Raw genomic sequence first — 25,999 nt, forward strand, 5'->3', positions numbered from 1 at the left:
GGACTGTCACTGGGTGCGTCGCAGGGGGCGCTCATGATCTCCGTTTCTCCTAGGAAGCGCTCATGGAAGGTTGCCTTCCAAGCGTACCCGGCCCACTCTAGCCGGATTGGGTGATTGGGATCATAGGCTTTCCCCCGCCAGGCCCACCGCCCCTCGGTCGCGCCCCGACCAGCACCACACCCTCCTTGAGCAGATTGCACAGAAAGATGAATGTGCGCCAAACCGAACGCAATGATCCCTTCGTTACCAGCAGTGTTCCACCACACTCTAGGGTGTCCACGGACAGCCAGGCCACAACCTTTCCCCAGCGTCTGGCTGAGTAACGCCCACAGCAACCCACAGCAGGTCTTCTGTTCCGCCGCATCCGGCGGAACCGGAGACCCGCCCACAGGACACGATTTCCATGCAATCCCCTCTCGCCCTGACCATCATCGGGCTGGCCATCGTCGCCGTGACGGTGGGCATCCTGATCCGCGGTCGCACCAACCCCATGGTGGTCATGACCCTCGTGCCGGTGGCTGGCGCCCTCGTCGCCGGCTACGGACTGACTGCCATCGGTGACTTCTTCGGCACCGGCCTGGAGTCGGTGATGAACGTCGTGGTGATGTTCATCTTCGCCATCATCTACTTCGGCATCATGCAGGATGTCGGCCTCTTCAACCCACTGGTCAAGGGGTTGATCAGACTCACCAGAGGAAACGTCATCCTCGCCGCACTCGGCACCGCCGCCATCGGCATCGTCGCCCACCTGGACGGCGCGGGGGCCAGCACTTTCCTGCTGACCATCCCCGCCCTGCTGCCGCTGTACAAGGCGCTGCACATGAGCCGCTACGTGCTGCTGGCCATCGTCGCGATCGCCGCCAGCGTGATGAACATGGTGCCGTGGGCCGGCCCCGTCGGCCGTGCCGCCTCCGTCATCGCGCAGGACCCGGTGGAGATCTGGCACCATCTGCTGCCCATCCAGGGCGCCTCGATCGTCGTGGTGTTCATCATGGCGGGTCTGCTCGGCTGGAAGGAGTCCCGGCGCATCGCCAAGCTGCGCCAGTCGCCGGAGTTCGTCGGCCAGGGCACCGTGGACGTGAATCAGATCGCCGAGGACTTCGCCACCCGGCAGCGGGAGCACCAGGAGGAACAGGGCTACATCTACCGCAGGGCGACATGGGTCACGGTGTTCAACATCGTGCTCTCCCTCGCGGTGCTGGTGTGCCTGGTCTCCGGCATCCTGCCCCCGGCCCCGGCCTTCCTCATCGGCACCGCCCTGGCACTGCTGGTCAACTTCCCCAGCAACCAGCAGCAGTCGCAGACCCTCAAGCGCCACGCCCCCAACGCCCTGTCCATGGCCGGCGTCATCATCGCCGCCGCCATGTTCCTGGGCGTGCTCAACGGCGCAGGCATGCTCGAGCAGATCGCGGTGAGCCTGATTTCCATCATGCCGGAGTCTGTCGGCGCCTACATTCACGTTATTGTGGGGCTCCTCGGCGTGCCGATGGACCTGATGACCTCCACCGACGCCTACTACTTCTCGATCCTCCCGATCGTCCAGGAGGCGGCGGGCGTCTACGGCGTCAGCGGAATGGGCGCGGCTGCCGCGCTGATCATCGGCAACATCATCGGCACCTTCGTCAGCCCCTTCTCCCCGGCCCTGTGGCTGGCCATCGGGCTGGCGCAGGCGAACATGGGCAAGCACATCAAGTTCGCCTTCCCGATCGCCTGGGCCTTCTCCATCATCATGGTGCTGGTGGCCTTCGCCTTCGGCATGCTGGCTTGAACCATCGGCGCCGCGGCGGCCGCGGCGCCGCACCCCGGCGGCGTCGTGAAGCGGTTCCCTAGACCGGCAGGTCCATCCAGAACAGCTCGGCCACCCGCAGCTGCGTGCCCGGGTGCTCCGGATCCGGGGCGGAGAGGTACAGGCGGGTGGCGTCATAGTCCGCCCCCGCCCCCTTCTTGGCCTTGAGGGTGCGCGGGAGCCGCAGCCCGAAGGAGCGGACCCGGTTGTTGATGGTCACGATGCCCTGCGCACTCTGCCGGCTCACCTCGGTGAGCGTGACCCGGCCCACCTCCGTATCAGCGTCATAGGCCGAACCCGAGCCCTGAACCGCCAGGTAGGGCTGCTCGCCGGTGCTGTAGGCGGCACCGTCGTCGGCGGTGACGATGGTGCGGATCAGCTCCCGGACCGCCACCGGGTCCCCGAGGGCATTGCTGACATAGCGGTGTCCGAGCACGCTGTGTTCGAGCTCCACCAGGGTCTGGTCCGCCGAGTACTGCTCAGCCCGGTAGCTCAACGGCAGCTGGATCAACCGGCCGTCGGTGTCCCGCCCGACCAGGGACTCAATGCCCACCTCACCGTCGCCGTCCACGAGCCGGTAGGAGCCCAGCTGTTCGGTGATACCACCGAAGGTCCGCGCGATATAGTCCTTGTCCGGGTCCAGGCGCGCATCATAAATCTGGGCGGTTCCACTCACTGCGGGGCTCCTTCTTCAGGTTTTTCAGGATTCGTTTTCTCCGGCGAGCAGCTTTCTGCTCTCCTCCAGCGTAATGGCCGGATCCGGCCGCCGTCACTGAGACGACGGGCACTCTCGCGGTGGTCGCGGCAAGGCCGCGGCAAGACCCCGGCAAGGTCGCGGCAAGGTCCCGGCGTTGAACCTAGGCTGGGGTCATGACTGAACATGCACAGGGCCGGACCGATGATGAACGCAATGAATTCCGGGTCGGTGGCCACGAACAGGAGCTGGCACCGGAGGAACAGCTCGAACAGCTGGCCTCCTATATCGACGCCCATTATGAACTGCCCGATTTCCGCCCGCCGTGGGCCGGGGGCGCCGGCGACCCCGATCCGGCGGACTCCTACATCGCCCGGCTGCCCGACCGCACCACCCACGCCGCCATGCTGATGCTCGGTTCCGCGGTGGATCATTCCATGCCCGGCGTGGCCTACACCAGGGACGTGGAGGTCACGGACGTCCCGGAGCTGGGCGCCCAGATGTTCACGCCCCCGGATCCCACGGGAGCCTGGGCGGTGTCGCTGCACTCCGGGGGCTGGTGGCGTGGTTCCGGCGACGCCCTCGAGTTCTCGTGGCGCCCGGAAGTCGCGGCCGCCGCGGCGCTGTCCGGCACGATCATCCTCGATCTGGACCACCCGCTGGCCCCGGAGCATGACCTGGACGACATGCTCGCCAGCGTGCGCCAGGCCGTCGGCTACGCCCAGCACCACAACGCCAGCCGCATCGCCGGCTGGGGTTACTCCTCCGGTGCCGCACTGGCGACGCTGGCCGCCGCCCAGTTCGACGCCCTGGTGCTGACGTTCCCGGACCTGGACTCCGTGGCGAAACTGCCCGACCAGATCCGTGGCAGCCATGTCGTCCCCGCCCCGGCCGAGTGGCCGCGCACCCTGGTGCAGTTGGCCCTGCAGGATGAGATCGCGGCCCACCCGGAGGGGCTTGCCGACGCCCCGGCGGTCACCGTGCGTGAGTACGTCGCCCGCCACCGGCTCTCCACCCCGGAGGTCGCCCGGACCAGGATCCGCGATATCGCGGAGTTCCTCAAGGGCTAGCTAGCAGGCCGGCACCGCGTCCGTGATCGCGGTGGGAACCAGCACGTCATCGGGGATCACCTGGCGCAGATTGTGCGGATCCCGGCAGGCCACCTGCTGCTTGACCTGGGCCCCGGTGATCGCCGGAACCGAGATTGAACCCAGATTCAGCTCATGGGTGCCCGGCGAGCCGGTGCCGGGAGCACCGGGCGCGACGGGGGCGCCGGTGATGGCGCCGAGCACGTCGACGGTGTTCGCGGCCGCCGGACCGTAGGTGTTGGCGGCGATGGTCCAGCCGGGACCGATGGAGGCGGTGGCGTTGATGGAGCGGTCATCCGACCACCCGAACTTCGTGCCCTGCACACCGGGGATCTGTGCGGTGCCGTAGTCCTGGGCGTAGCCGTCGGCGGCCACCGGGGCGGCGTTGGCCATGCCCCGGAACAGCGGCACGGCCACGGGGTCACCCCGGGTCTCCGAGAGGAACCGGGTCAGATCATCGGTGCTGGTCGTGGTATTGCCCCAGTAGCCGTTGTGGTGGGTCTGGTGCAGCCCGAACGCCGCGATCGTGTCCGGGATGGCGGCGGGGTACTTGGCCTCCAGCTGGCTGGCCGCGTTGTCGTCCGAGACCCGGATCATCTCCTCCACCCGGGCCTTGTCCTCGGGTGCTCCGTGGTGGAGCACCCAGTGCCCCAGGTAGAGCTTGGACATCGATAATGCGGGGCGGGATTCACCCGAGTTGGGCGTGGCCACCTTCGTGCCGTTCTGGAGCTGCAGGGTCAGCTGGGTGCGGTCGGGAACGGCACCGGCATCCAGGGTGATCGCCCCCGCGGCCGGTGCCAGGGACAGGACGAGTGCGCCAGTGGCCAGCGCGATGGCTAGTTTCCTCATGGAACTCACCTTAGCCGGTGGGCCGGACATGTCGTTGCCTTCAGGGCGTGCGGTTTCCGGTGTCCCGCGCGGCGGCGCCATCCGCCGCACCCGAGCCGTCGTCCGCGGTTTCCGGGGCGTGCCCCGTGGGCGGGGTTGTGTGTCTCAGTCGCAGTTCCTGGCCTTCGGCGGTGAGCTCCTCCTGCCCCAGTTTCATCCTGACCACCCGTTTGATCGATCGGGGTGGCAGCTGGATGTACTGTTCCGCGGGGACCCCCGCCTGGAGTTCGCGGGCGCGTTCCACCTCGGCGTCGATCTTGACCCCCAGCAGGAGCACGATATTGAAGATCCACAGCGCCACCAACAGTGCCATCACCGAGCCGACCGCCCCATAGGCGCTGAAGACCGGCAAGAAGGAGAAGTAGGCGTACAGGGCCGCGGCTGCCAGGATGATGCCCAGGATCGCCACGCCCGCCCCCAGACTCAGCCAGCGGAACCGGGGCGGACGCACGTTCGGGGTGAAGTAGTAGAGCATGGCGACCAACCCCACCAGTGCCAGGAGGATCACCGGCCACTTCACCCACGCCCAGACCGGCAGGAAGGTGCCGGTGAGATAGTCCAGGACGGTGCCCAGTCCCAGCGGATCGGCCACGGGGCCCAGCAGTCCGGACACGACGGCTTCATTGAGTCCCAGGGACAACAGGATCAGGATCACGCCGACCAGCATCGAGAGGTTGACCAGCACCATCGCCGCGGTTTGCAGGAAAAAGCCCCGGCCTTCCGCGCGGTCGAAGATGGTGTTGGCGCAGCGGGAGAAGGCCCGCACATATGCCGAGGAGGTCCACAGGGCCACAGCCACACCGACGGCCAGGCCGATGGTGCCGGCGGCGGCGGAGCCCGCGACGGCGTCAATCAGGTCGAGGACCGGCTGCCGGTGTTCGGCGGGCAGGGACTGCTGGAGCAGCTGCTCCACCTGTCCGGTGATCTCCTCGGTGTACCCGGACAGCACGAGAGTGATCGCCGAATAGATCACCAGCAGCGCCGGGGCGAGCGAGAGCACCGTGTAGAAGGTGAGCAGGGCACCCATGTCGATGACGCCGTCCGTGAAGAAGCCGCGGAAGACCCGCTTTAAGGCGTAACGCCAGCTCGGCCAGGTGATCCTGGTCAGGTTACGACGCTTGGACAGCTGCTCCGGCCGGGGCGTGTCCACCGCCTCCAGGGTCGCGTCGATGTATTCGTGGGGCTGCATCTTCCGGCCTCTCGTCTCCGCGTCGGCAGGCCGGGCGCATGTCGCCGCCTGCTCTCACCGCTCAAGGGCACATCTTTCCACACCCGCCACCCGACCGGGCGCAGCCGCCGGGCCGGCCGGAGCAGGTCAGATGGTGGCCGCGTCGATGACGAAGCGGTAGCGCACGTCCGCGTCCAGAGTGCGCTGGTATGCCGCGTTGACCTGGTCGACGTCGATGAGCTCGATCTCGGCGGACACCCCGTGCCCGGCGCAGAAGTCCAGCATCTCCTGGGTCTCCGCGATGCCGCCGACCAGGGAGCCGGTGAGGACGCGGCGCTTCTGGGTGAAGGTGCGGGTCATCGTCTCCAGGGGCTTGCCCGGGAGGCCGAGCAGGACCAGGGCGCCGTCGAGCCGCAGCAGGTTCAGGTAGACGTCGATGTCCAGATCCACGGAGACGGTGTTGAGGATCAGGTCGAAGTGGTTCCGGTACCGCTCTGCGAAGTCGGGGTCCGCGGTCGAGACGTGTTCGACAGCGCCGAAACGCAGGGCGTCCTCCCGCTTGCGGCTGGAGTGGGAGAAGACGGTGACTTCCGCGCCCATGGCGGCGGCGATCTTCACCCCCACGTGGCCCAGACCGCCCATGCCGACGATCGCCACCCGCTTGCCCGGTCCGGCGCCCCACTTCTTCAGCGGGGAGTAGGTGGTGATCCCGGCGCACAGCAGCGGGGCGGCGGCCGCCGGGTCCAGCTCCTCGGGGATGGTGACGACGAAGGACTCCTGCACCACGATGGCCTGGGAGTAGCCGCCCTGGGAGTACTCGCCGTCGGCGTAGCGGTCCTCGACACCGTAGGTGTTGATCGGGCCGTTCTCGCAGTAGCTCTCCTCCCCCGCCCCACAGGCCGCACACTCCCCGCAGGAGTTGATGAAGCAACCCACTCCCACGCGGTCCCCGGGCTTGACACCGGTCACCCCGTGGCCCACGGCCTCCACCCGGCCGACGATCTCATGGCCCGGGACCAGCGGGTACTGCCGCTCGCCCCAGTCACCCTGGATGGTGTGGATGTCCGAGTGGCAGATGCCCGCGTACTCGATGGCGATGCGCACGTCATCGGTGCGCAGGGCCCGGCGTTCGATGGTCACCGGTTCCAGTGGAGCGGCAAAGGAGGTGCTGGCCCAGGCGCGGCTGGAGGTCGGTGCGGAGTTCTGGCTCGGTGTGGTCATGCGACCAGGTTAATTCCTCCGCCGGGATGCGCAAGAAGAACCCGGGCGGCAACCGGATCCCCGCGCGATCCCGCCCGGTCAGCCGGTTCGGTCCGCCCCGATCGGGTGATGGGCCGAGACCGCGAAGTCCGGGTGGTAGCCGGGAGCCTGCCCGTCCACGGCGAGGTCACGGGCCAGTTCCCCGATCACCGGTGCCAACTTGAAACCGTGGCCCGACAGTCCGGTCACCACGACAATATCGCCGAACCTGTCGATGATCGGATCGCGGCTTGCGGTGAACGCGTCGAAGTGGACCGAGAATCGGTTGGGTTCGGGCTGGACACCCGGGAACAACTCGTGCACCCGGGAGCCGAACGCCGAGACCCGGTCAGGGTCCAGGTGCAGGTTGGCATTCTCCACGCGGTCAGCGTCCGCGCCGCCCCAGATATCCATGCCGGCGATCTTCACGCTGTAGCCGTCCACGCTCGGGGCACCGAAGATGTGGAAGCCGTCGCGGTCCCGGATGAAGCAGGGCAGATGTGACGGCTCGAAGTCGGTGAAGGTCCGCGGCAGGAACCACGTGAGCACCATCTTGCGCACCTCCACGAGGTCGGCGACCTGCGGGACCAGCTGGTCGATCCAGCTGCCGGCCGTGACGACCACCCGGTCAACTTCCAGTTCCCGGTGCTGCGTGCTCAGCCGTACCCCGGCTTCGCTGTCTGTGATGGCGAGTATCCGTTCGTGGTCATGGACGACTGCGCCGCCACGCTGCGCCTGTTCCGTGGCGCTGAGTACCGCCAGCTCCGGGCGTAGCGCTCCACCTAGTTCATCCAGGACCCCGGCCTCGTCGTCCCGGACATCCAGTCCCGCGTACCGGCGCCGCAGCTCCGCGGCGTCCAGCCGCTGGTGCGCCAGGCCGTGGGCGGCGGCGGATTCGAGCATTCGCTGGAAGGGGGCGTCGCTTTCCCGGCCGGTCGTGAGCACGCCGTAGGGGTGGAGCAGGGCCCGGCCGGTGGTGTCCCCGAGCTCCTGCCACAGCTGCCGGGCTCGCAGCAGCAGGGGGACGTATTTCGCCCCTTCGTGGTAAGCGGTGCGGAACAGGCGCGTCTCGCCGGTGTAGGCCCCGTAACCGTGGCCGAGGCCGAACTGTTCGAATCCGCTGACCTCCACTCCGGGGAGCTGACTCAGCCGCCACAGGGCCATGGATCCGGTGGTTCCCAGACCCACCACGGCGATCCTGATCTTGGCGGACATGACCGTCCTTCTTTCCTGGTGCCGGATACCGGTACCGGCACTCGGTGTGGCGCCGGTTACACCGACTTCTACCAGGTTTTCCGCGCCGGGGTCCCCTACCCCAGGTCCCAGCGGCAGGACTTCATATCCACCCGGCCGCCCCGGTGACTGATCCCCTCCGCGTCCCAGTGGACGGCGGCCCGGTCGGACACCGCGCTCGTGCCGTCGGCACGCACCACCCGCCACCAGGCGGTCAAGTGCCCGTACCGGGCCATGAGCCGGCCGATCTGGCGTGGACCGGTGCCCACCCGGGCGGCCACATCGCCGTAACTCAGGACCTTTCCGTCGGGCACCTGGTCCACCAGGTCCAGGACCCGCGATGTCAGGTCATCCAGCTCCAACGCGGCGTCGTCGTGGTCTCTGGAGCCCGCCACAACAACCGTCCGGTCCTACCGGAACTGGGAGAGATCGATGTTGTGCAGCGGGTCCGCCTCATCGCCTTCCTCGACTGGCTCATCGATCTCACAGAGCATGACCGTGGCACCGGTGGAGTCGGAGATCAGCGCCATCCGCCCGAACTCGGAGTCCCAGGGTTCCCGGATGACCTCGCCGCCGAGTTCCGGCGCCTTCGCCACGGCGGCGTCGACGCCGGGCACCCCGAGGTAGGACTGCCAGAAGCTGGGTACCTGCGGGGGGAACTGGCCTTCGGCGCCGAAGATGCCGGCGAAGGCCGCCCCGTCCTGCAGGGCGGTGGTGTACCGGAAGTTGGGGCCGCCGTCCATCGTGGAGACCATCCAGCCGAAGAGTTCCCGGTAGAACTCCACGGTCTCGTCGTATCTGGTGACCACGGTGTTCTCATGCCAGACCGGAGTGCCTGGTTCGCCGGCGGCGATGAAGGCGTCCTCGCCGCGCGGTTCGATCAGGCCGAACATGGCGCCGGCGGTGTCCACCAGCACCGCCATGCGACCCAGCTGGACCTCGGCAGGCTCGGCGAGCACCCGGCCGCCCAGGTCGCGGATCTTGTCCAGCTGCTGATCCAGGTTGTCGGCGAGGAAATAGGTGATCCAGGTGTCCGGGAAGCTGGCCTGCTCCGGCTGGCGGATGAACCCGGCCACGGGCAGCCCCTGAACCCGGGCGATGCGGTAATCGGACCCCTCCACCTCCTCCGTGATCTCCCAGCCGAGCAGCTGTGAATAGAAGTGGGCGGACTTCGCCGGCTCCGAGGTCGTGAGATCAATCCAGTACGGCATGCCGCCGACTGCTTCAAACGCGGGCATTACAGGTTCCTCCACTTTTCCGGGTCGAAGTCATCATCGGCGGTGGCCTCATCGAAGTAGTCCTCCGCGCCGTCATCGGCGGCCACCCGGGCGCAGTGCTGTCCGACGCACACCACGTCACCCACGGCGAGGGTGCCACCGCGGCGGGTGTCCACCGCACCGTTGACGGTGACCGTGCCCTCACTGATGGCCGCCTTCGCCGCGCCTCCGGTCTCCACCAGGTTCGCCAGTTTGATGAACTGTCCGAGCTTGATGCTTTCGCCGCTGATCGCGACGTCCTCAATCTGCATGCCGTCAGTCTATCGCCGCCGCGGACATCCCGACCCGACGGTCTGCTCAGAGGATGAGGCCCACCAGCCCCTCGTAGATCATGAACGCCGCCAGCAGCAGGAAGATCACGCCCGCGATGATGTCGATCAGTGCGCTGTTGCGCAGCAGCCGCGTCGCCAGGCCGCGCACCGCCAGGGCCACGCCGACGAACCACACCACCCCGATCACGATGAGCACGGCCGCGAGCAGGGCACTGATCCCGAACCCCATGTCCGGCTGGATGAACTGCGCGAAGACCGCCCCGAAGAAGAGCACGGCCTTCGGGTTCGCCAGGTTGGTCAGGATGCCGGTGCGCAGGGCCGGCCACGTCGGGAGGTCATCGCTTATCGACGCCGCCTCCGTCCCGCCGCGGCTCCCGTCGCCGCTACCCGGTTCCCCCTGCGCCACCGCGGTGGCGGCCTGCCGCCGGGTGTTCACCCCACCTCGGACCGAGGCGTATCCCATCCAGGCCAGGAACGCGCCACCCACCAGCTGCAGCCCGTGCAGGATCTGCGGGACCGCATTGATCAGGGCGGACAGGCCCGCGAGACTCGCGATGATCCAGATGGTGTTGCCCACCATGATGCCCACCGCACACCAGATTCCGGCGCGGCGGCTGCGGGTGCCCACGCGGATGATCTGAACCAGATCCGGGCCGGGAGAGGCGATGGCCGCGATCCAGACAGCGGTCAGGGTCAGTAGCGCCGATATCGTCACGGGAGGAGATTCTAACCCCCGTAGCCGTGCCCGCGGACGACGTGCGCAGCTGCGCAGTCCACTGGGGTGTCGGTGGCACCGGTCAGCCGGGGCCGGGCACCATCTGCCGGATCGTGAGGTTGATCCGGCCTTCCGTGAGCCCGCAACCCTCCGGGGCGGTGCCCGCAGTGACGTGCGGTACCCCGTGGTACGCCCGGCGCGCCGGGCCGCCGAAGACGATCGCATCCCCGCTCAGCAGGGCGGTGTCCACCCAGGGCCGGTTGCGGGTTGCGGTGTTGCCCATGCGGAAGACGGCGGTGTCCCCGATCGACAGGGAGACCACCGGGGCGTCGGCGGCTTCGTCCGCGTCGATGTGCATGCCCATCTGCGCACCCGGGCCGTAGTAGTTGACCAGGGCTCCCTCGGCGCGGAACCGCCGCGTCCAGGGAGCCAGGTTCGCGGAGTACGGGGATGCGGTGTCGAGGACCCGGCCGGCCAGCTCCTGGTAGTTTTCCGGTACCGGCGGTACGGGGTAGCCATCCACCTCGCGGACCAGCCGGTAGGGCCGGGTCTGCCAGAAATAGCCCAGGGGGAGCACGTGCACGCTCATCTGTCCGGTACCCACCTGCGGCCGCCGCATCGCCACCGGGGTGCCCATCACCGCACGGGCGAGCGCGCGGGCCTGGCGCACCAGCTCCGCCTGCTCGGCGAGATCGAGCAGGCCGGGCAGGTGCACCACTCCCGGAGCCACCTCGCGGGGCGGGCGCGGGAGGTCTGCGGCGTCGAACAGGGATGACACGGCGGAGTCCACCTTCCGGGACAATGGGGCCATGGATGATTATGACCTTAACAAGCACGGCGGCCTCGACCTGATGCGCGCCGGTGCCTGGCACCAACCGGAACATCCGGCGGCGGCCCGGCAGCGGCAGGACACGGCGGTGCGGCTTCGGGAGTTCAACCGGCTGGCCAACTCTGAACCGGAGCGCGCCCGCGAGTTGCTCGCGGAGCTGTTGGGCACCAGCGACGCCACCGTCACCGTCAACGCCCCGGCGCAGATCGAATACGGCGTCAACACGCACTGTGGCGCGGGGGTGTTCATCAACTTCGGGGTGACGATCCTGGACAGTGCCGAGGTGCGCATCGGCGCCCGGACGCTGATCGGGCCGAACTGTCAGTTGATCACCGTCAGCCACCCGGTGGATGACCTGGAGATGCGCCGTGGCGGCTGGGAACAGGCCCGGCCGATCACCCTCGGCGAGGACGTGTGGCTGGCGGCCGGGGTGACCGTGTTGCCGGGAGTGAGCATCGGCGACCGTGCGGTGATCGGAGCCGGGTCGGTGGTCAGCCGGGACATCCCCGCCGACTGCGTGGCCATGGGCACCCCGGCGCGCCCACTGCGGCAGCTGGACCCGGAGCGGGCGGAGCGGGATCAGCTGCCGGAGGGTGCTCCGGTCAACCCCTGGCGGGCTTGAGCAGCGGCTCAGGTCGCGGCGCCCACCTCCACCAGCAGCACCCCGCCGATGATGAGGGCGACCCCGATCCCCATCACCCAGGTGAAGGGTTCCTTGAACAGGATCTTTCCCAGCAACGCGGTCAGTGCCACCCCGATGGCCGTCCACATGCCGTAGGCCACACCGAGGGGCATGCCGGTGGCCAACGCCCCCGACAGCAGACCGAAGGCGAGCACGTAGCTCGCCCCCATCACCACGTACCAGAGTTTGCGGGCGTGCACCGCCATCCGCAGGGACAGCGTGCCCGCCACCTCAAACACCACCGCCCCGAGAAGCAGGGCCCAGGACACCAGACTCATGACGCACCGCCTTTCGTTCCGGGGTTCGGTCCAGCGCTGGGCACGGCCGGTTCCCGGGAGGCGTGTCTGTTCCGGTTGTCGGCCTGCGCGCCCAATTCGATGCAGACCACACCGGCGATGATCAGCACAATGCCGAGGCCCATCAGCGGGGTCATCGGTTCCCCGAAGACGATCATGGAGGCCACCGCCGTCAACGCCACACCGGATGCGCCCCACACGCCGTAGGCCACGCCCAGGCTGAGTCCTGCGCGCAGGACCTGCGCCAGGCTGGCGAAGGCAACCGTATAACCGACGACGACCACGAGGTAGAGCGCCGGGTTGTCCAGCGCGCCCTTCAGCGACAATGACGCCGTCACCTCGGTGAGAATCGCCAGGACCAGGAATGCCCAGGCTTCCGCCGCCTGCTTCTGCTGCGGTTTCCCCCACTGATTCTGTGCCGCACGGTTGGCCAAACCATCTCCCCTTCTACCTGTCCACGGTTTCATGACGACAAGCAGCGGGGGTCACGGACCCCTCCGCTGCGGGCAGTACAGCGGTCATCCGTTGCGCCACGCTGGCTCGTCGCCGAACTGCCGAGGAGCGATTCTACCAGGAGTTATGGTTCGGTTCCCCGGCGCGTGGGAGGGGCCATAGGTGGGTTAATGCTCAGCGATCCCGGCGGTCTTCCGCGCCCCACCGGTGGCCGGGGATGCACCGTCGCCGGGGACACGGTGTCCGGCCCCGAAATCGAAGGGGGTGCCGAGTCTGCCGAAGGCGGCGGCGAGGATGAGGTGCGACATCACCAGGAACCCGACCACGATGAAGGCCACGGCGGTCACCGCGTGATCCTCGAAGAGCCAGGCCCCCACCAGGAAGAGTGCGATGGCGAGCAACGTCTCGACGATGATGTGCAGGACCAGGCGTCCCATGATTACCTCCGGTTGTTGTGCTTGGACACCAAGCCTAGGAACGGGGCAGGACAAACCAGGAGTTTTAGGGGGCAATGGTTTTACCCCTCAGCTCCTCCGGGTTCCCGGACGGCGGGGTGGTGCCGGGGACAGTCGGTCAGTTGCGCCTTGTCCCACCGCCCCGGCGAATGTCCGGGGGCGGGTTTAAAGTGGAGGGCGCCCCTTCAACCGAGAGTTCGAGGTGACCGGATGGCCCAGCAGGAGCAACCGGGAACCCACCCGGCACCCTCCCCGGACGTGGGAACCACCGCCCATACGTTGCCGGTCCCGGCGGTCTTGTCCCGGCTCCACACCAGTGAAGAGGGGCTGAGCGCCAGCGCCGCGGAGCGGCTCCTGGCCGTCCACGGCCCCAATGCGCTCCCGGAGACGAGGCAGGAGTCCAACCTGCAGCGCCTGCTGCGGCAGTTCCGGGACCCGATGATCTACGTGCTGATCGCCGCGGCCGGCTTCACCGCCCTGCTGGGTCATGTCGTGGACACCATCGTCATCGCTGCCGTCGTGCTCATCAACGCCCTGGTCGGTTACCTGCAGGAGGGCCGGGCCGCCGATGCCCTGGCGGGCATCCGCAACATGCTCTCCCTGGAATCCGCCGTCCTGCGCGACGGCCAGTGGGGCGCCGTCCCCGCCGAGGAGCTGGTGCCCGGGGACGTGGTCCGCCTGCGCCCCGGTGACAAGACTCCGGCGGACCTGAGGCTACTGCAGGTCGCCAGCCTGCGTATGGAGGAATCCGCGCTCACCGGTGAATCCGTGCCGGTGGACAAGACCCCCGACCCGGCGCCGGCGGATGCCGCCCTCGGCGACCGGAGCTGCATGGCGTTCTCCGGCACCACCGTGGCCGCCGGATCGGGGACCGGGGTGGTCACCGCCACCGGCACGGAGACCGAGATCGGGCACATCACGAAGATGCTCGACACCGTTGCCGAGGTGGAGACCCCGTTGACGAGGTCCATGAGCCGGTTCTCCTCGCTCCTGGCGGTGGTGGCGGTGGTCCTCGCCGTCCTGATGATCGCCGTCTCCGCGGTGCTCTACCAGACTGCCTTCGCTGAGCTGCTGATGTCCGCGATCGGGTTCGCGGTGGCCGCGATCCCGGAGGGCCTGCCGGCGGTCATGGCGATCACCCTGGCCCTCGGCGTGCAGAAGATGGCCGGCAGCAACGCCATCACCCGGCGGTTGAACTCCGTGGAGACCCTCGGGTCCGTGACCACGATCTGCTCGGACAAGACCGGCACCCTGACCAGGAACGAGATGACGGTGCGGGAAGTGGTCACGCCCACCAGCCGCTACCGCGTGACCGGCACCGGCTACGCCCCGGACGGCGACGTCCGGCTCCTCGCCACTGCCGGGGACGGCAGCGCCGAGGCCGTCTCCCCGCAAGCGGCGGATCTGAGGGACCATCCCGATCTGCGAAGAATCGCGAAAGTCGCCGCTTACGCCAATGACTCGGACATCGAACGGCGCGGGGAGGACTGGCGGTTGGTCGGTGAACCCACCGACGGCGGGATCCGCACCTTCGCGATGAAGACCGGCGTGGCCTATGAGGGCGACCGGGTGGCGGTGGTTCCCTTCGATTCCGAGTACAAGTACATGGCCACCCTGGACGGGCACACCGACCGTCACGGCCTGGTGGTCCACCTCAAGGGTGCGCCCGACCGGCTCCTGGACCGCTGCGACACCGAACGCCTTGCCGACGGCTCCACCGTGCCGCTGGGCCGGGCCCGCTGGGAGGCCGAAATCAACCGGTTGGGCGCTGCCGGCATGCGGGTGCTGGCCGCCGCGGAACGCCCCGCCGACACCACTGCGAGCGGACTGGACCGCGCGGACGTGGACGCCGGCGGCTTCAGCTTCCTCGGTCTCTACGGCATCATCGACCCGCCCCGGCAGGAAGTCATTGCGGCGGTCACCACGATGCACCGTGCCGGGATCGACGTGAAGATGATCACCGGCGACCACGCCGCCACCGCCGCGGCCATCGCCAGGGAGATCGGGATCCCCGCGGAGAAGGCGGTCACCGGCGCCGAGCTGGAGGCCGCCACCGACGAGGAGCTGCGCGGCATCGTCCGCGGCCACCACGTGTACGCCCGCACCAGCCCGGAGCACAAGCTACGGCTGGTCCGCGCGCTGCAGGCCAACGGTGAGGTGGTGTCCATGACCGGTGACGGCGTCAACGACGCCCCCTCGCTGAAGCAGGCCGACATCGGCGTGGCCATGGGCATCAAGGGCACCGAGGCCACCAAGGACGCCGCCGATGTGGTGCTGGCCGACGACAACTTCGCCACCATCGGCGCCGCGGTGAAGATGGGACGCACGATCTACGACAACCTGCGCAAGGCCATCGTGTTCCTGCTGCCCACCAATGGCGGCCAGGGACTGGTGATCTTCGTGGCGATGCTGATCGGCATGACGCTGCCGATCACCCCGCTGCAGGTGCTGTGGGTCAACCTGATCACCGCGGTCACCCTGTCACTGGCCCTGTCCTTCGAGCCCAGCGAACCGGGCATCATGGACCGGCCTCCCCGGGCCCCGGCACAACCGCTGCTCAACTCGGCAGCCGTCATCCGGATCATCTACACCTCCCTGCTGATCGGCGGAGCCACGATCGCGGTGTTTCTGTTGGCGCAGGACACCGGCCAGGAGTTGGCGGCCTCCCGGACCATCGCGGTGCACACCCTGGTGGTCGGGCAGATCTTCTATCTCTTCGCCAGCCGCTTCTCCCAGGTGACCTCGCTGCGGGCGGAACTGGTCACCACCAACCCGATCTCCTGGGGATGCGTGGGCATCATGCTTGTACTGCAGCTGGCCTTCGGCTACCTGCCGTTCATGCAGCTCGCCTTCGGCACCACCGCCGTGCCGGCACAGTGGTGGCTGGTGCCGCTGGCCGTCGGTGTGATCATCTTCGCCGCTGTCGAGCTGGACAAGCTGATCCGGCGGAGGACCGGAAAATAGTGGCCCAGGCAGTGGTGGTACGTCGTGGTCAGCGTTAGCCTGGCCGGCAGACCGGTGCTGGAGGTGACGTGATGGACCTTGCGGACACAGGCCGAAAAGTGGCGGTTTCCCTGATCTTCGGGCTCACGGCGCTGGGGAGTTATTTTCTCCTGGGTGGGGAGTTCGCGCCCCAGGTCTGGATCGCGGCGCCCTTCGCCTATGCCCTCGCGTGGTTCCTGGGGAACTTCATCTGGAAACCCCGGCGGCGGCAGGGAGAAGACACCGGGCCCCGTGCGCTGTCCTGACCGGACCCTGAAGTTCACCCCTGACCGGGTGCGCGGCTGCCCGCCGAATCCGGAAAACTGTCTCGTCCCCGACGGCACTGGTACGTTCACACCCTGTGAGCCCATCGACCGAGAACATGCCTGACCTGCCCAGAATACCGGTCAACCGGCGGTGGATCCTGGCCACCCTGGTGTCCACCGCTGCGATCACGGGCCTCCTCCTGGCGGTGTATTACCCGCAGCTCCCGGATCCCATGCCGGTGCACTGGAACGCCGCGGGGGAAGCCGACAGGTTCCAGGACAAGACGATGGGTGGGTTCCTCGGCATGATCCTGCTCGGTCCCGGCATTCTGCTGCTGACGCTGCTGGCTTCGCTGGGGTTCATCTCCATGCAGTCCGGGCACATCACGGAGCCGGGCGGAGCGAAGACCCCGAATGAGGCCCACCGCACCTGGCTGGGCTACCGGGCGATGATGAAGCACCTGGGCTGGTACATGTTCACCCTGAATCTGGTGGTCATGCTCCTGCTGCTGCGCTCCTACAGCGGGAACACCCACCCGTTGGAACTGACGGTGTTCCTCATCGCCATTTTCGGACTGACCGGGCTGCTGCTCTGGGTCCAGATCCGCGAGCAGCAGGCGGCAGAGGAGAAAAACCCGAAGCCGCCGGAGGAGCGCGGCAAGACCTGGGGGATCTTCCACAATGATCCGGACGACAGACGCATCCTGGTGGACACCGGCGGCGGCACCAACTTCACCTTCAACATCGGCCGCCCCGCCGGCAAAGTGCTGGCCCTGCTGTTCTTTGTCATTCTCCCGCTCGGCGTGATCCTGTGGATCGCCCTCGCAGCGCTGACCGGCTGAACCGGACCCGGCTCAGCCGGTCCTGACATCCGTCACTGACGCACCCGCACCCGGACCCCGGTCTCCGGGCGGGTCAGCATCTCGGTCCAGGAGAACGTCAGGTCCGCCGGCTCCGGGGAGATCTCCACCTCGGACCGGCTCAAGGCGGCGACCGTGGCAGAGAGCGCGCTGACCGCGATCCGTTCCCCCGGACACCGGTGCCCGGTGCGCACTCCGCCGCCGCCCTGCGGAATGAAGCAGGTCAATTGCTCCGCATCATCCACCTCGAGGAAACGCGCCGGATCGAAGGACTCGGGCTCATGCCATTCACTCTCTGCGGTATTGGTGCCGAGGATGTCGATGAGCACCCGCTGCCCCTTCTTGATGGGGCAGCCGCTGACCTGGGTGTCGGTGTCCGCGAGGGCGGGGAGCACCGGCACAAAGGGATACGTGCGCCGGACCTCCTGGGCGAAGGCCGTGGCCTCAGGGATATCGGTGAGCTCAGTCCCGGCCGCCGCGTGGATCCGCTCGGCCCACTCGGGGTGCTCCACCAGGGCGACGGCCGCGAACGCCGCGAAGCGGGAGACCGCGATCGTCGGGCGGGTCAGGTTCTGTAATTCCACGCCCGCCGTGTGTTCATCGACCAGCTCGCCGTTCTCATCCTTGAGCTGCGCCATGCCTGCCAGCGCGGAGCCGGCCGGGACGTCGATGGTGCCCGCCCGGGCGTCGGTGATCACCTGTTTGTACCAGCGGTCCACGCGGAACCGCTCGAACCAGGCCACAGGGTTGGTCTTGGGGCGGCCGAAGGTGTCGAGAAGCCGACTCAGCCGCCTCGCCTGGCGTTCCATGTCCCGCACGGATGCGGGAATACCCGCCCACCGCAACGCCGCCCGGCCGTAGGTCAGGGCCACATCGTCATAGATGTTGCCCGGGGTGTTCCGCCAGCGTTCCAGGGTGGTTTCCAGTTCCTCGGCCACCAGTGCCTGGAAGCGGGCCACCGGTTCGTCTTCATAGGCCTGATCCGCCAGCTGATTCTTGCGCACCCGGTGGGCTTCGCCGTCCAAGGTGTGGACGGCTCCGCTGCCGAAGAGCGGGATCTGGATGAATTTCGGCATGGCACCCGCCCGGCTCATCCGGTCAGTGTCGTAGAAGAGTTTCACACCCTCCTCGCCCCGGACGAGTGTCGCCCGCTTCCCCAGCAGCCGCATGGAGACGGGGACGTCCGAACCTGGGGCGACTTTGGCCTTGCTGCGGACCCGTGAGGTGAAGAGGTAGCCGGAGCTGAGCAGCTCGAGGATCTGCTCGGTACGTAGTTTTGCGGAGCCGGTCATGATGGTTCCTACCGTGCCTTCCGAATCGGGATGCGGGTGAGAGTTGGGCGCCGAACTGGGGCAGCTTCCAGCCCCACCCTAGAGCGAATCGCCGCGACATGACGGAAATTGCATATCACCGCAGTTGCTGCCGCAACGTCTCCCCCAACCCCGGAACTTCTCCCGGTGCCATCCCGTACCAGCCACGCACGCGCCGCCGACCCCGCCGGATACGCTGGTGGACGTCATGAACACTTCCCCCTTCAATCTCGAGCGCATCGGTGCCGGCCTGCCGGTGGCTGACACCATCGGCCAGTTGCCGGAACTTGTCTCCCGGACCGGTGCGGTGGTCATCCAGGCCCCGCCCGGCACCGGCAAGACCACCCTGGTTCCACCGGCCCTGGCCAATCACACGGCCGGCAAGGTGCTGGTGACGGCTCCCCGGCGCGTGGCGGTGCGGGCTGCGGCCCGGCGCCTGGCCCAGCTGGACGGTTCCCGGCTGGGGGACCGCGTCGGGTTCTCGGTCCGCGGTGAGCACCACGACGGTTCGCTGGTGGAGTTTCTCACCCCGGGTGTGCTCCTGCGCCGCCTGCTCCGGGATCCGGGCCTCGAGGGCGTCGCGGCCGTGGCTGTCGATGAGGTCCACGAGCGCCAGTTGGACACCGACCTGGTGCTGGGCATGCTCATTGAGCTGCGGGAACTGCGGGAGGACCTCCACCTGGCAGCGATGTCGGCCACCCTGGACGCGGACCGTTATGCCGAATTACTGAATGGACCGGTACTGGATACCCCGGCCGTGATCCATCCCCTGGACATCACCTACGCCCCGGCCGAGGGGCGCCTGGGGCGCCGGGGCGTGGAATGGTCCTTCCTGGATCATCTGGCCCGGCAGGCGGTCACTGCGGTGGAACGGTCCGGGGACTCCGCCCTCGTGTTCGTGCCGGGGGTCCGCGAGATCGAGCGGGTGGTGGCCACCGCCCGGGAATTGAGTGAGCTCGCCGTCCTGCCGCTGCACGGCCGGCTGACCGCCCGCGAGCAGGACGCGGCGTTGAGCCCCGGGAAAGGTCCGCGCATCGTGGTCTCGACCGCGCTGGCGGAAAGCTCGCTGACCGTCCCCGGGGTGCGCATCGTGGTCGATTCCGGCCTGTCGCGCGTGCCGCGGCGCGACGCCATCCGCGGCATGTCCGGTCTGGTCACGGTCTCGGAGGCCAGATCCACCGCGGAGCAACGGGCCGGCCGCGCCGGCCGCGAGGGGCCCGGTCGGGTGATCCGGTCCTTCCACGAATCCGAGTTCCGCCATCTCAGCCCGCATATCACGCCGGAGATAGCCACCGCGGACCTCACCCAGGCCGCCCTCCAGCTGGCCTGCTGGGGCACACCCCGCGGGGAGGGGCTGCCGCTTATCGACGCCCCGCCCACACCGGCCCTGGCCGACGCCGAGGCCGTGCTGCGTTCGCTGGGGGCCGTCGCCGAGGACGGTACGGTGACCGGGACCGGACGTCGGTTAGCGGGGTTGCCGGTGGCCCCACCGTTGGGGGCCGCGCTGCTGAAGCATGGCTCGGCGGCGGCTGAGGTGGTGGCGTGTCTCGCAGATTCGCCGCGGGGCGATCTCGCCGCCCAGGTCCGACAGCGTCGCGGTGAACGCTCCTTCCAGCGGGAGGTGTCCCGGTTGCGTCGGCTGGCCGACCACGACACGGCGCGGGTGGATCCCGGGGCGGTGGTGGCCACGGCGTTTCCCGGCCAGGTGGCCACCCTGGCCGATCCCGACAGTCAGGAGTATCTGCTGGCCAGCGGCACCCGCGCCGTCTTGCCGGCGGATCTGGGCCTGACCGGGGAGCCCTGGTTGGCGGTCGCCGAGGTGACTCGGGCCGGCCAGCGGGCCCTGATCCGGGCGGCCGCGCGGATCAGTGAAGCGGCCGCACTCAGCGCGGTCGGGGTGGAGACGGTCCTGTCCGCGTACGTCGAGAACGGTCGGCTGCGGGGCCGGGAGATCCGGCGGGCCGGGGCCATCGAGTTGTCCGCCACACCGGTGCGGGTACCTCCGGAGCAGGCGGCCGCCGCCCTGGCCGACGGCATCCGGGAGCAGGGACTGGCGATGTTCTCCCCCTCGGACAAGGCCGTGGCGCTGCGGCAACGGCTGGATTTCCTGCACGTCCGGCTCGGCGCGCCCTGGCCGGACGTCGCCACCGCGGATCCGCTGGAGTGGTTGGGTCCGGAGTTGGCTGCGATGGCGCGCGGCACCCCGGCCACGAAGATCGACCTCCACCCGGCCCTGCAGCGGCTGCTGCCCTGGCCGGAGGCGACGCGGCTGGAGGAGCTGGCACCGGCGCGGCTGACGGTGCCCAGCGGCAACACTCACCGGGTGGACTATTCCTCCGGCAGGCCGGTGGTCTCGGTGAAACTCCAGGAGTGCTTCGGTCTCGCGGAGTCCCCGGAGCTGGCGGGGATGGCGGTGCAGTTTCACCTGCTCTCCCCCGCTGGACGGCCGCTGGCGGTGACCGATGACCTGGCCAGCTTCTGGTCCGGTCCGTATGCGCAGGTGCGCGCGGAGATGCGGGGCCGGTATCCCAAGCATCCGTGGCCGGAGGATCCGTGGTCGGCGACGGCGACGGCGCGGACGAAGCGGAAGAGGTGAACTTCCCCCTCTTTTACACCGGTACGCGCCCGCATCCGGAAAACACGAGCGGATCCCGGGGCCGCTTCACGAGGCCGGCCGGGATCCGCTTTCGGATCGGATGTTCGGGGTCTTTTGTTGTGTGCCGCGTGCCAGTTAGGCGGCTTCGCGCGCACGGGTGAGCCGGATCAGCGACTCCACGGAGAGCGGGGTGACGTTTTCCGGGAGATCCACCATCTCCCCGGACTCGGCGTCCAGCTGACACAGCTGGAAACCCTCGGGGATGTCGTCCACTGTGGCGGCAGCCATGGCCAGTCCCGGCAGCTGCTCCGCGGAGGCGAAGAGGTAGAGTTCGGGCAGAGCGAGCAGCCGCGTGGCGGTTACCGCCCCGCTCACCAGCTCGCTCAGCTCCTGCTGCCCCAGATCGGCGTCGGGCAGGCGGACGGCAATCACGGAATCTATCGGACTATCAGGCTCCGATTCGACCGAGTCAGATCCCGGGTTCTTCGTTGTGATCATGACTTTCACCCTAATAAACGTTTCTGCATCAGAACGGAAGTTTTCCTGAACAAATACTGTGATCAGCAGAGATGCAGATCACAATATAGTCACAACCCCGAAAACTGCTGGTACAGCAGGTAACCGCTCATAATGACAACTGTTGTAATTAATGCCCCGCGGATGAATGTTATCCCGCCACCCAGCACAGTTTTCGCCCCCATTTGGGCCCCCAGGACATTCGCCACCGCCAGGGACAGCCCGAGCAACCAGAGCACGTGGCCGCCGAGGGCGAACACGAGCAGGGCCCCCAGGTTGGTCGCCGTGTTGACCACCTTGGCCATCGCCGCGGAGGTCAGGAAGTTCTGGCTGAGCAGCCCCGTGAACGCCATGATCAGGAACATGCCCGTGCCGGGACCGAAGACCCCGTCATAGAAGCCGATGACCGCAACCCCCGCCAACGCCGCCCACCTGCGCCAACCGCTGGGCACGGCAACTTCCGGCCCGGCCCCGAAGCCCGGACGCAGGGCCACGAAAGAGCCCACCGCGAGCAGCAGCACGATGATCACCGGGCGCATCACCGACGCCTGGATCAGACTGGCGGCCAGGGCACCGGAACCGGCACATCCGAGAGCCACCGGAAGATACGCCGCGAGCACCCGCCTGGACGGCCGCACCTGCCGCACCATGGTGAAGGCTGCGGAAGCAGTGCCAAACACCGCCGCCAGTTTATTGGTGGCCAGGGCAGTAGCCGGCGCGAGCTGCGGGGCCACCGCGAGGATCAGCGGGATCAGCACGAGCCCGCCGCCCCCGATCACCGCATCCACCCATCCGGCCGCTGCAGCCCCCAGCAGGAGTACCGACCAGTCCAACAATCCGAACTCCATGCCGCCCCCTTTACCGTGCCGTCACCGGACCGTTATTGAGCACCCGTTCCGAACCCTTCTGACCGGCGGAGATTAAATCGACAACCTGAAAACCTTCAGCGGAGCGAAAGGTTTTGTACCATGAGCCACTCAGGCATACAGCGTATCCTGTTGATAACTGGTTTCTCCGGACTTTGACAGGTCTTCCACCTCATGCCGGGAAAGGAATAACCATGAGACGTCTCCGTGCCCGCACCCGTGCCACCGCTCCCGCCGTGCTGGCGACCCTCCTGCTCACCGCCTGTGCCGGCGGCACGGTCTCCCCCGGCGACGAAAGTATCACCGCCACCGGTGCCACCGGGGACGACCATCCCACCGGTTCCATTACCGCCCCGGAGGAGAGCGTCCCGCCGGCGGCAGAGGCACTGGGAGCGGCGACCGCTCCGATGCCCAGTTCTGCCGCCACACCCACGGTCCCACCTGCCGCGGACGAAGGCTGTGCGCTGACGGACACCGGAGTCGACGCCACCGCCTTCGGCCCGCACGCGGCTGTCGGCCGGGTCCAGACCGCTGCGGATCCGGAGGCCTTCTACACCTTCAGCATCGCCGAAGACCAGTTCAACCCCTGCGCAGATCTCAGCTGGGTCGTCCTGGAGGGCTCGTTGGACGGCACCGCCGGACGGGGTGGCGCCGACACTTCCAGGGAAGCCGTGGTTTTCTTCCACCGGGACCAGCTCATCACGGAGCCCCTGCCGTTTCTGGTGCGCAGTGTGGCATCGGTTGAGCGTGTCGACGACAGCACGGTACGCCTCATCTCTGATCGTCCCGACGGCGGTACCCTCCCGAGCATCCACGCCTGGGACGGGGAACAGTTGAGCAGCGACCTGACGGAGCTGCCGCCGGAAGCACGGGAGAATCCGGCCCGGATCGACATCGCCAGTCCCCCGACGACCCCGACCTACAACCTCTCCGAGGTCTCCCAGACCTTAGTGGCGGGACGTTATAGTCTGCCGATCAACGACAGCCAGAATCTGCTCTGTGATGTCGGGCAGCCCGGCGGCCCGGTCGCGGACTGTTTCGCGGACTTCCCCACCACCTGGAAGATGCTGAGCAATCAGCATCCTCAGGCCACCCGGATCATCTTCACCGCTGATCCCCTGCACGTCCGGGGCACCGCCGACCCCACCCCCACCGCCACCCGCGCCGAGGCCTACGATCCGGTTCAAGGTGGGACGAAACTCCAGATCGGCGACGCCATCGTGGATCTGACGGAACCGGACCAGGCGACCATCCACACGCCCACCGCGGGTTTCCTGATCACACCCGACTCCTACGAGATCATCGAAGATCCCCAGTCCTGACCGCGATGCGACCTCCCGGCCCCACCCCAATCAGGCATACACTGAGCAGGGTCTGAACGTAGAGGACGGTGTCGGGAGGTTAGTGGAGTGAAGAAGACGGGTGGGCTCTCCTGGCAGACGATCCTCACCTGGCTGGTGGTCGCCCCGCTGTCCGTGTTGCTCGGATGGGGACTGACCACGCTCGCTGTCCCGGCCGCCTGGATCCTGGCGGGCATCATCGGCGCCGGCGGCGCGGCCCTGATCCTGGACCGGGAATTACCGCTCAACCGTTACCTCAACCGGATCGGCCGCGGCATCATCGGCATTCTCGCCGGTCTACCGCTGATCGGGGTTCCGCCCGGGCAGATCGCCGGGTTCCTCCTCCCCGGCCTCCTGGTGGCGGTGGTGACCCTGGGGATCGGCATCACCGGCGGACTGCTGTTGGCCAGGTCGCAGCGGGAGATCAGCCCGGAGACCGGCATCCTGTCGATGCTGGCCGGGGGCGCCTCCCTGATGCCACCGCTGGCACAGGAGGTCGGCGCCGACTTCCGCTACGTGGCACTCACCCAGTACCTGCGGATGATGTCCGTTTCGGTGACCCTGCCCCTGGTCGCGGTACTGTTCACCCCGCCGGGTGGGGACGGAGCCGCCGTCACGGACACTGCCGGCGGCACGTGGGTGATGGTGCTGCTGATCCTGGCGGTGGCCACGTTCTCCCATCCGCTCGGCAAGCTGGTCCACATCCCCGCGCCGGGGGTGCTCACCCCGATGCTGCTGGCCGTGCTCATCGGGTTGCTCCTGCCCGAGGGCTACAGCATGGCGCCTCCGGAGCCCATGACCATCTTCGCTTTCCTTGTCGTGGGGTGGATGTGCGGTGGTGCCCTGTCCCTGGCGGCACTGAAGGTGTTCGCCAAGCAGCTGCCGGCCACCATCTTGTTCATCGTGATCCTGATGGCCGGCTGTGCACTCAGCGCCATCCCGCTGACCTACTGGCTGGACATCACCTACTTCGAGGCCTACCTGGCCACCAGCCCGGGGGCGCTGGACACCGTGCTCGCACTGTCCGCGGAAGGTGGCGCCGGCCCCGTGGTGGTCACCATCCAGTTGATCCGGCTGGTTGCCGTGATCCTCATCGCCAGCAAACTCCCCGACCTGATCCGGCTGCTGGCCCGCTGGTTCCATCCCCGGGAACGCGATTAGGTGCCGGGTTCCCCCACCGGGGGAACGTCCCTGTGGCACCAACCAACTGAGGCGGTGCCGGCCCGGTAGAGCCTAGCGGGAGGAGACGGTGGCCAGCTCCGCCAGCGGGTTACCGTTGCGCGCGTCGGCGATCATCTGCTGGACATCGGGCACGACAATGGTGGCCACATCAGCGACCGGGATGGCGGTGGTCGGAGTGCCGGAGGGGGTCGGGATGGTGAACACCGGGCCGTTGTTGGTCGGGACGGCGGTACCGCCACCGGTGTTTCGGCCGCCGTTGTCGGTGACACCGCTGTTGGTACCGCCGTTGGTGTTGGTGCCGCCGGTCTGCTGGCCACCGGTGTTGCCGCCGCCCTTGAGGCCGCAGCGGTTGGCGGCTTCATCGATGCGGGCCAGCGCGTCCCGGATCTCGCCGCCGCGCGGGTGGAACAGGGCCGCGGCCTGTGCCTGGGTGCGGTAGGAGTTGTACTCGGACTCGGTGGTCCAGTACTGCTTGGCCTGCTCACAGGAGATCTGGCCGGCCGGGATCCGGGCCAGGGCGTCATCGACGATGTCAGCGGAGGCGGTCGCCGGGACGACCATGGACAGGGCGACGGCGGCACCAGCGGTGGCCAGGCCGGTCTTTAAGGAACGGTTCCAGGAGATGCTCATGCAGACAGCTTCTCACACCCGCTCCCCGGGTGACAGCTGAAAACCTTGAGCACCCGCCACCGGGCCCCGGCGCCAGGGTGGCGGCGCCGCGCGGGGCACGAGTAATCGGGACGGCGTCGGCACGCAACCATGAGCTGGGTGAAAGCTCCCGGTGCGACGGGGGCCGAACGGCCGGATCGTGACGCCGTGCGCCGCTCACCACCGGGTCCTTCGTGCACGAGATCGCACTGGGCGCGGGCCAACAGCAAGCACCGCGATCAGGCGGCACGGGGCGAACTGAAGACGATGCTCACCGAGCTGGTCGCGGACGGAAAGCCGGATCCCCGGGCCGCCGCCATCTTCGGACTGGCAGGCTGCCCGGGGCCTTGCCGAGCTG

The 25,999-nt window shown here is 68.2% G+C and carries 26 protein-coding genes; 9 read left to right on the forward strand and 17 right to left on the reverse strand.

Going from position 1 to position 25,999, the window contains the following annotated elements; all coding sequences use genetic code 11:
* Positions 1 to 403 precede the first annotated feature (403 nt).
* On the forward strand, positions 404 to 1,768 hold the full coding sequence (locus tag ACQCVD_RS07125; RefSeq protein WP_426823026.1) for a CitMHS family transporter: 1,365 nt from the start codon (positions 404 to 406) through the stop codon (positions 1,766 to 1,768).
* A gap of 58 nt (positions 1,769 to 1,826) precedes the next feature.
* Here the strand turns inward: ACQCVD_RS07125 and ACQCVD_RS07130 are convergent, their stop codons facing one another.
* Positions 1,827 to 2,462, reverse strand: a complete 636-nt coding sequence (locus ACQCVD_RS07130; RefSeq protein WP_426823027.1) for a CG0192 family protein — start codon at positions 2,460 to 2,462, stop codon at positions 1,827 to 1,829.
* Positions 2,463 to 2,656: 194 nt separating this feature from the next.
* Here ACQCVD_RS07130 and ACQCVD_RS07135 point away from each other — a divergent pair, with 194 nt between their 5' ends.
* The gene (locus tag ACQCVD_RS07135; RefSeq protein ID WP_426823028.1) at positions 2,657 to 3,550 is read left to right on the forward strand and encodes an alpha/beta hydrolase fold domain-containing protein; all 894 of its coding nucleotides are present in this window, start codon (positions 2,657 to 2,659) and stop codon (positions 3,548 to 3,550) included.
* Here the strand turns inward: ACQCVD_RS07135 and ACQCVD_RS07140 are convergent, their stop codons facing one another.
* The 9 genes from ACQCVD_RS07140 to ACQCVD_RS07180 all read right to left on the reverse strand — a co-directional run bounded on the left by ACQCVD_RS07140 (position 3,551) and on the right by ACQCVD_RS07180 (position 11,138).
* Positions 3,551 to 4,417: a hypothetical protein gene (locus ACQCVD_RS07140; protein ID WP_426823029.1), complete on the reverse strand. Its 867-nt coding sequence runs from the start codon at positions 4,415 to 4,417 to the stop codon at positions 3,551 to 3,553. It abuts the gene before it with no gap.
* 40 nt (positions 4,418 to 4,457) lie between these two features.
* Positions 4,458 to 5,645, reverse strand: coding sequence for a YihY/virulence factor BrkB family protein (locus ACQCVD_RS07145; protein ID WP_426823030.1), 1,188 nt, complete (start codon positions 5,643 to 5,645; stop codon positions 4,458 to 4,460).
* A 126-nt stretch (positions 5,646 to 5,771) separates the two neighbouring features.
* Positions 5,772 to 6,845, reverse strand: coding sequence for an NAD(P)-dependent alcohol dehydrogenase (locus ACQCVD_RS07150; protein WP_426823031.1), 1,074 nt, complete (start codon positions 6,843 to 6,845; stop codon positions 5,772 to 5,774).
* A gap of 78 nt (positions 6,846 to 6,923) precedes the next feature.
* On the reverse strand, positions 6,924 to 8,078 hold the full coding sequence (solA, locus tag ACQCVD_RS07155; RefSeq protein WP_426823032.1) for an N-methyl-L-tryptophan oxidase: 1,155 nt from the start codon (positions 8,076 to 8,078) through the stop codon (positions 6,924 to 6,926).
* Between the two features lie 95 nt (positions 8,079 to 8,173).
* Positions 8,174 to 8,491 carry an MGMT family protein gene (locus ACQCVD_RS07160; RefSeq protein WP_426823033.1) on the reverse strand — a complete coding sequence of 106 codons (318 nt, stop codon included), beginning with the start codon at positions 8,489 to 8,491 and terminating at the stop codon, positions 8,174 to 8,176.
* Positions 8,492 to 8,506: 15 nt separating this feature from the next.
* Positions 8,507 to 9,334 (reverse strand): VOC family protein, encoded by an 828-nt coding sequence (locus ACQCVD_RS07165; protein ID WP_426823034.1) that lies wholly within the window; start codon positions 9,332 to 9,334, stop codon positions 8,507 to 8,509.
* Positions 9,334 to 9,624, reverse strand: a complete 291-nt coding sequence (locus ACQCVD_RS07170) for an RNA-binding S4 domain-containing protein (RefSeq protein WP_426823035.1) — start codon at positions 9,622 to 9,624, stop codon at positions 9,334 to 9,336. The genes ACQCVD_RS07165 and ACQCVD_RS07170 overlap by 1 nt, the downstream gene beginning before the upstream one ends.
* Before the next feature lie 46 nt (positions 9,625 to 9,670).
* On the reverse strand, positions 9,671 to 10,360 hold the full coding sequence (locus tag ACQCVD_RS07175) for a LysE family translocator (RefSeq protein ID WP_426823036.1): 690 nt from the start codon (positions 10,358 to 10,360) through the stop codon (positions 9,671 to 9,673).
* Positions 10,361 to 10,442: 82 nt separating this feature from the next.
* Positions 10,443 to 11,138 (reverse strand): alpha-ketoglutarate-dependent dioxygenase AlkB, encoded by a 696-nt coding sequence (locus ACQCVD_RS07180; protein WP_426823073.1) that lies wholly within the window; start codon positions 11,136 to 11,138, stop codon positions 10,443 to 10,445.
* A 31-nt stretch (positions 11,139 to 11,169) separates the two neighbouring features.
* Here ACQCVD_RS07180 and ACQCVD_RS07185 point away from each other — a divergent pair, with 31 nt between their 5' ends.
* Positions 11,170 to 11,811 (forward strand): sugar O-acetyltransferase, encoded by a 642-nt coding sequence (locus ACQCVD_RS07185; protein ID WP_426823037.1) that lies wholly within the window; start codon positions 11,170 to 11,172, stop codon positions 11,809 to 11,811.
* A gap of 8 nt (positions 11,812 to 11,819) precedes the next feature.
* Here ACQCVD_RS07185 and ACQCVD_RS07190 read toward each other — a convergent pair whose 3' ends face one another.
* From ACQCVD_RS07190 to ACQCVD_RS07200, 3 genes are all read right to left on the reverse strand, one after another.
* Complete coding sequence (locus ACQCVD_RS07190; RefSeq protein ID WP_426823038.1) at positions 11,820 to 12,149, reverse strand: DMT family transporter; 330 nt, start codon at positions 12,147 to 12,149, stop codon at positions 11,820 to 11,822.
* Positions 12,146 to 12,529, reverse strand: coding sequence for a DMT family transporter (locus tag ACQCVD_RS07195; protein ID WP_426823074.1), 384 nt, complete (start codon positions 12,527 to 12,529; stop codon positions 12,146 to 12,148). The genes ACQCVD_RS07190 and ACQCVD_RS07195 overlap by 4 nt, the downstream gene beginning before the upstream one ends.
* Before the next feature lie 258 nt (positions 12,530 to 12,787).
* Positions 12,788 to 13,057 (reverse strand): hypothetical protein, encoded by a 270-nt coding sequence (locus ACQCVD_RS07200; RefSeq protein WP_426823040.1) that lies wholly within the window; start codon positions 13,055 to 13,057, stop codon positions 12,788 to 12,790.
* Positions 13,058 to 13,285: 228 nt separating this feature from the next.
* Here ACQCVD_RS07200 and ACQCVD_RS07205 point away from each other — a divergent pair, with 228 nt between their 5' ends.
* The 3 genes from ACQCVD_RS07205 (at position 13,286) to ACQCVD_RS07215 (ending at position 17,165) form a co-directional block, all read left to right on the forward strand.
* Complete coding sequence (locus tag ACQCVD_RS07205) at positions 13,286 to 16,039, forward strand: HAD-IC family P-type ATPase (RefSeq protein ID WP_426823041.1); 2,754 nt, start codon at positions 13,286 to 13,288, stop codon at positions 16,037 to 16,039.
* 71 nt (positions 16,040 to 16,110) lie between these two features.
* The gene (locus tag ACQCVD_RS07210; protein WP_426823042.1) at positions 16,111 to 16,323 is read left to right on the forward strand and encodes a hypothetical protein; all 213 of its coding nucleotides are present in this window, start codon (positions 16,111 to 16,113) and stop codon (positions 16,321 to 16,323) included.
* Positions 16,324 to 16,418: 95 nt separating this feature from the next.
* Positions 16,419 to 17,165, forward strand: a complete 747-nt coding sequence (locus tag ACQCVD_RS07215; protein ID WP_426823043.1) for a DUF1648 domain-containing protein — start codon at positions 16,419 to 16,421, stop codon at positions 17,163 to 17,165.
* A gap of 32 nt (positions 17,166 to 17,197) precedes the next feature.
* Here the strand turns inward: ACQCVD_RS07215 and ACQCVD_RS07220 are convergent, their stop codons facing one another.
* Complete coding sequence (locus ACQCVD_RS07220) at positions 17,198 to 18,475, reverse strand: cytochrome P450 (RefSeq protein ID WP_426823044.1); 1,278 nt, start codon at positions 18,473 to 18,475, stop codon at positions 17,198 to 17,200.
* A 226-nt stretch (positions 18,476 to 18,701) separates the two neighbouring features.
* On the opposite strand from ACQCVD_RS07220, the gene hrpB reads away from it, so the two are divergent.
* Positions 18,702 to 21,089: an ATP-dependent helicase HrpB gene (gene hrpB, locus ACQCVD_RS07225; protein ID WP_426823045.1), complete on the forward strand. Its 2,388-nt coding sequence runs from the start codon at positions 18,702 to 18,704 to the stop codon at positions 21,087 to 21,089.
* 135 nt (positions 21,090 to 21,224) lie between these two features.
* Here hrpB and ACQCVD_RS07230 read toward each other — a convergent pair whose 3' ends face one another.
* On the reverse strand, positions 21,225 to 21,587 hold the full coding sequence (locus ACQCVD_RS07230) for a hypothetical protein (protein WP_426823046.1): 363 nt from the start codon (positions 21,585 to 21,587) through the stop codon (positions 21,225 to 21,227).
* An 89-nt stretch (positions 21,588 to 21,676) separates the two neighbouring features.
* Positions 21,677 to 22,453, reverse strand: coding sequence for a TSUP family transporter (locus ACQCVD_RS07235; RefSeq protein ID WP_426823047.1), 777 nt, complete (start codon positions 22,451 to 22,453; stop codon positions 21,677 to 21,679).
* A gap of 212 nt (positions 22,454 to 22,665) precedes the next feature.
* Here ACQCVD_RS07235 and ACQCVD_RS07240 point away from each other — a divergent pair, with 212 nt between their 5' ends.
* Together ACQCVD_RS07240 and ACQCVD_RS07245 are read left to right on the forward strand one after the other, a co-directional pair.
* Entirely contained in the window at positions 22,666 to 23,793 is a 1,128-nt protein-coding gene (locus tag ACQCVD_RS07240; protein ID WP_426823048.1) for an LppP/LprE family lipoprotein, read from the forward strand.
* An 87-nt stretch (positions 23,794 to 23,880) separates the two neighbouring features.
* Positions 23,881 to 24,972, forward strand: a complete 1,092-nt coding sequence (locus tag ACQCVD_RS07245) for an AbrB family transcriptional regulator (protein WP_426823049.1) — start codon at positions 23,881 to 23,883, stop codon at positions 24,970 to 24,972.
* A 72-nt stretch (positions 24,973 to 25,044) separates the two neighbouring features.
* Here the strand turns inward: ACQCVD_RS07245 and ACQCVD_RS07250 are convergent, their stop codons facing one another.
* Positions 25,045 to 25,623, reverse strand: a complete 579-nt coding sequence (locus ACQCVD_RS07250; protein WP_426823050.1) for a hypothetical protein — start codon at positions 25,621 to 25,623, stop codon at positions 25,045 to 25,047.
* Positions 25,624 to 25,999 lie beyond the last annotated feature (376 nt).

Origin of the sequence: Corynebacterium halotolerans, assembly GCF_050107895.1 — a bacterium.
Taxonomy (GTDB): domain Bacteria; phylum Actinomycetota; class Actinomycetes; order Mycobacteriales; family Mycobacteriaceae; genus Corynebacterium; species Corynebacterium halotolerans_B.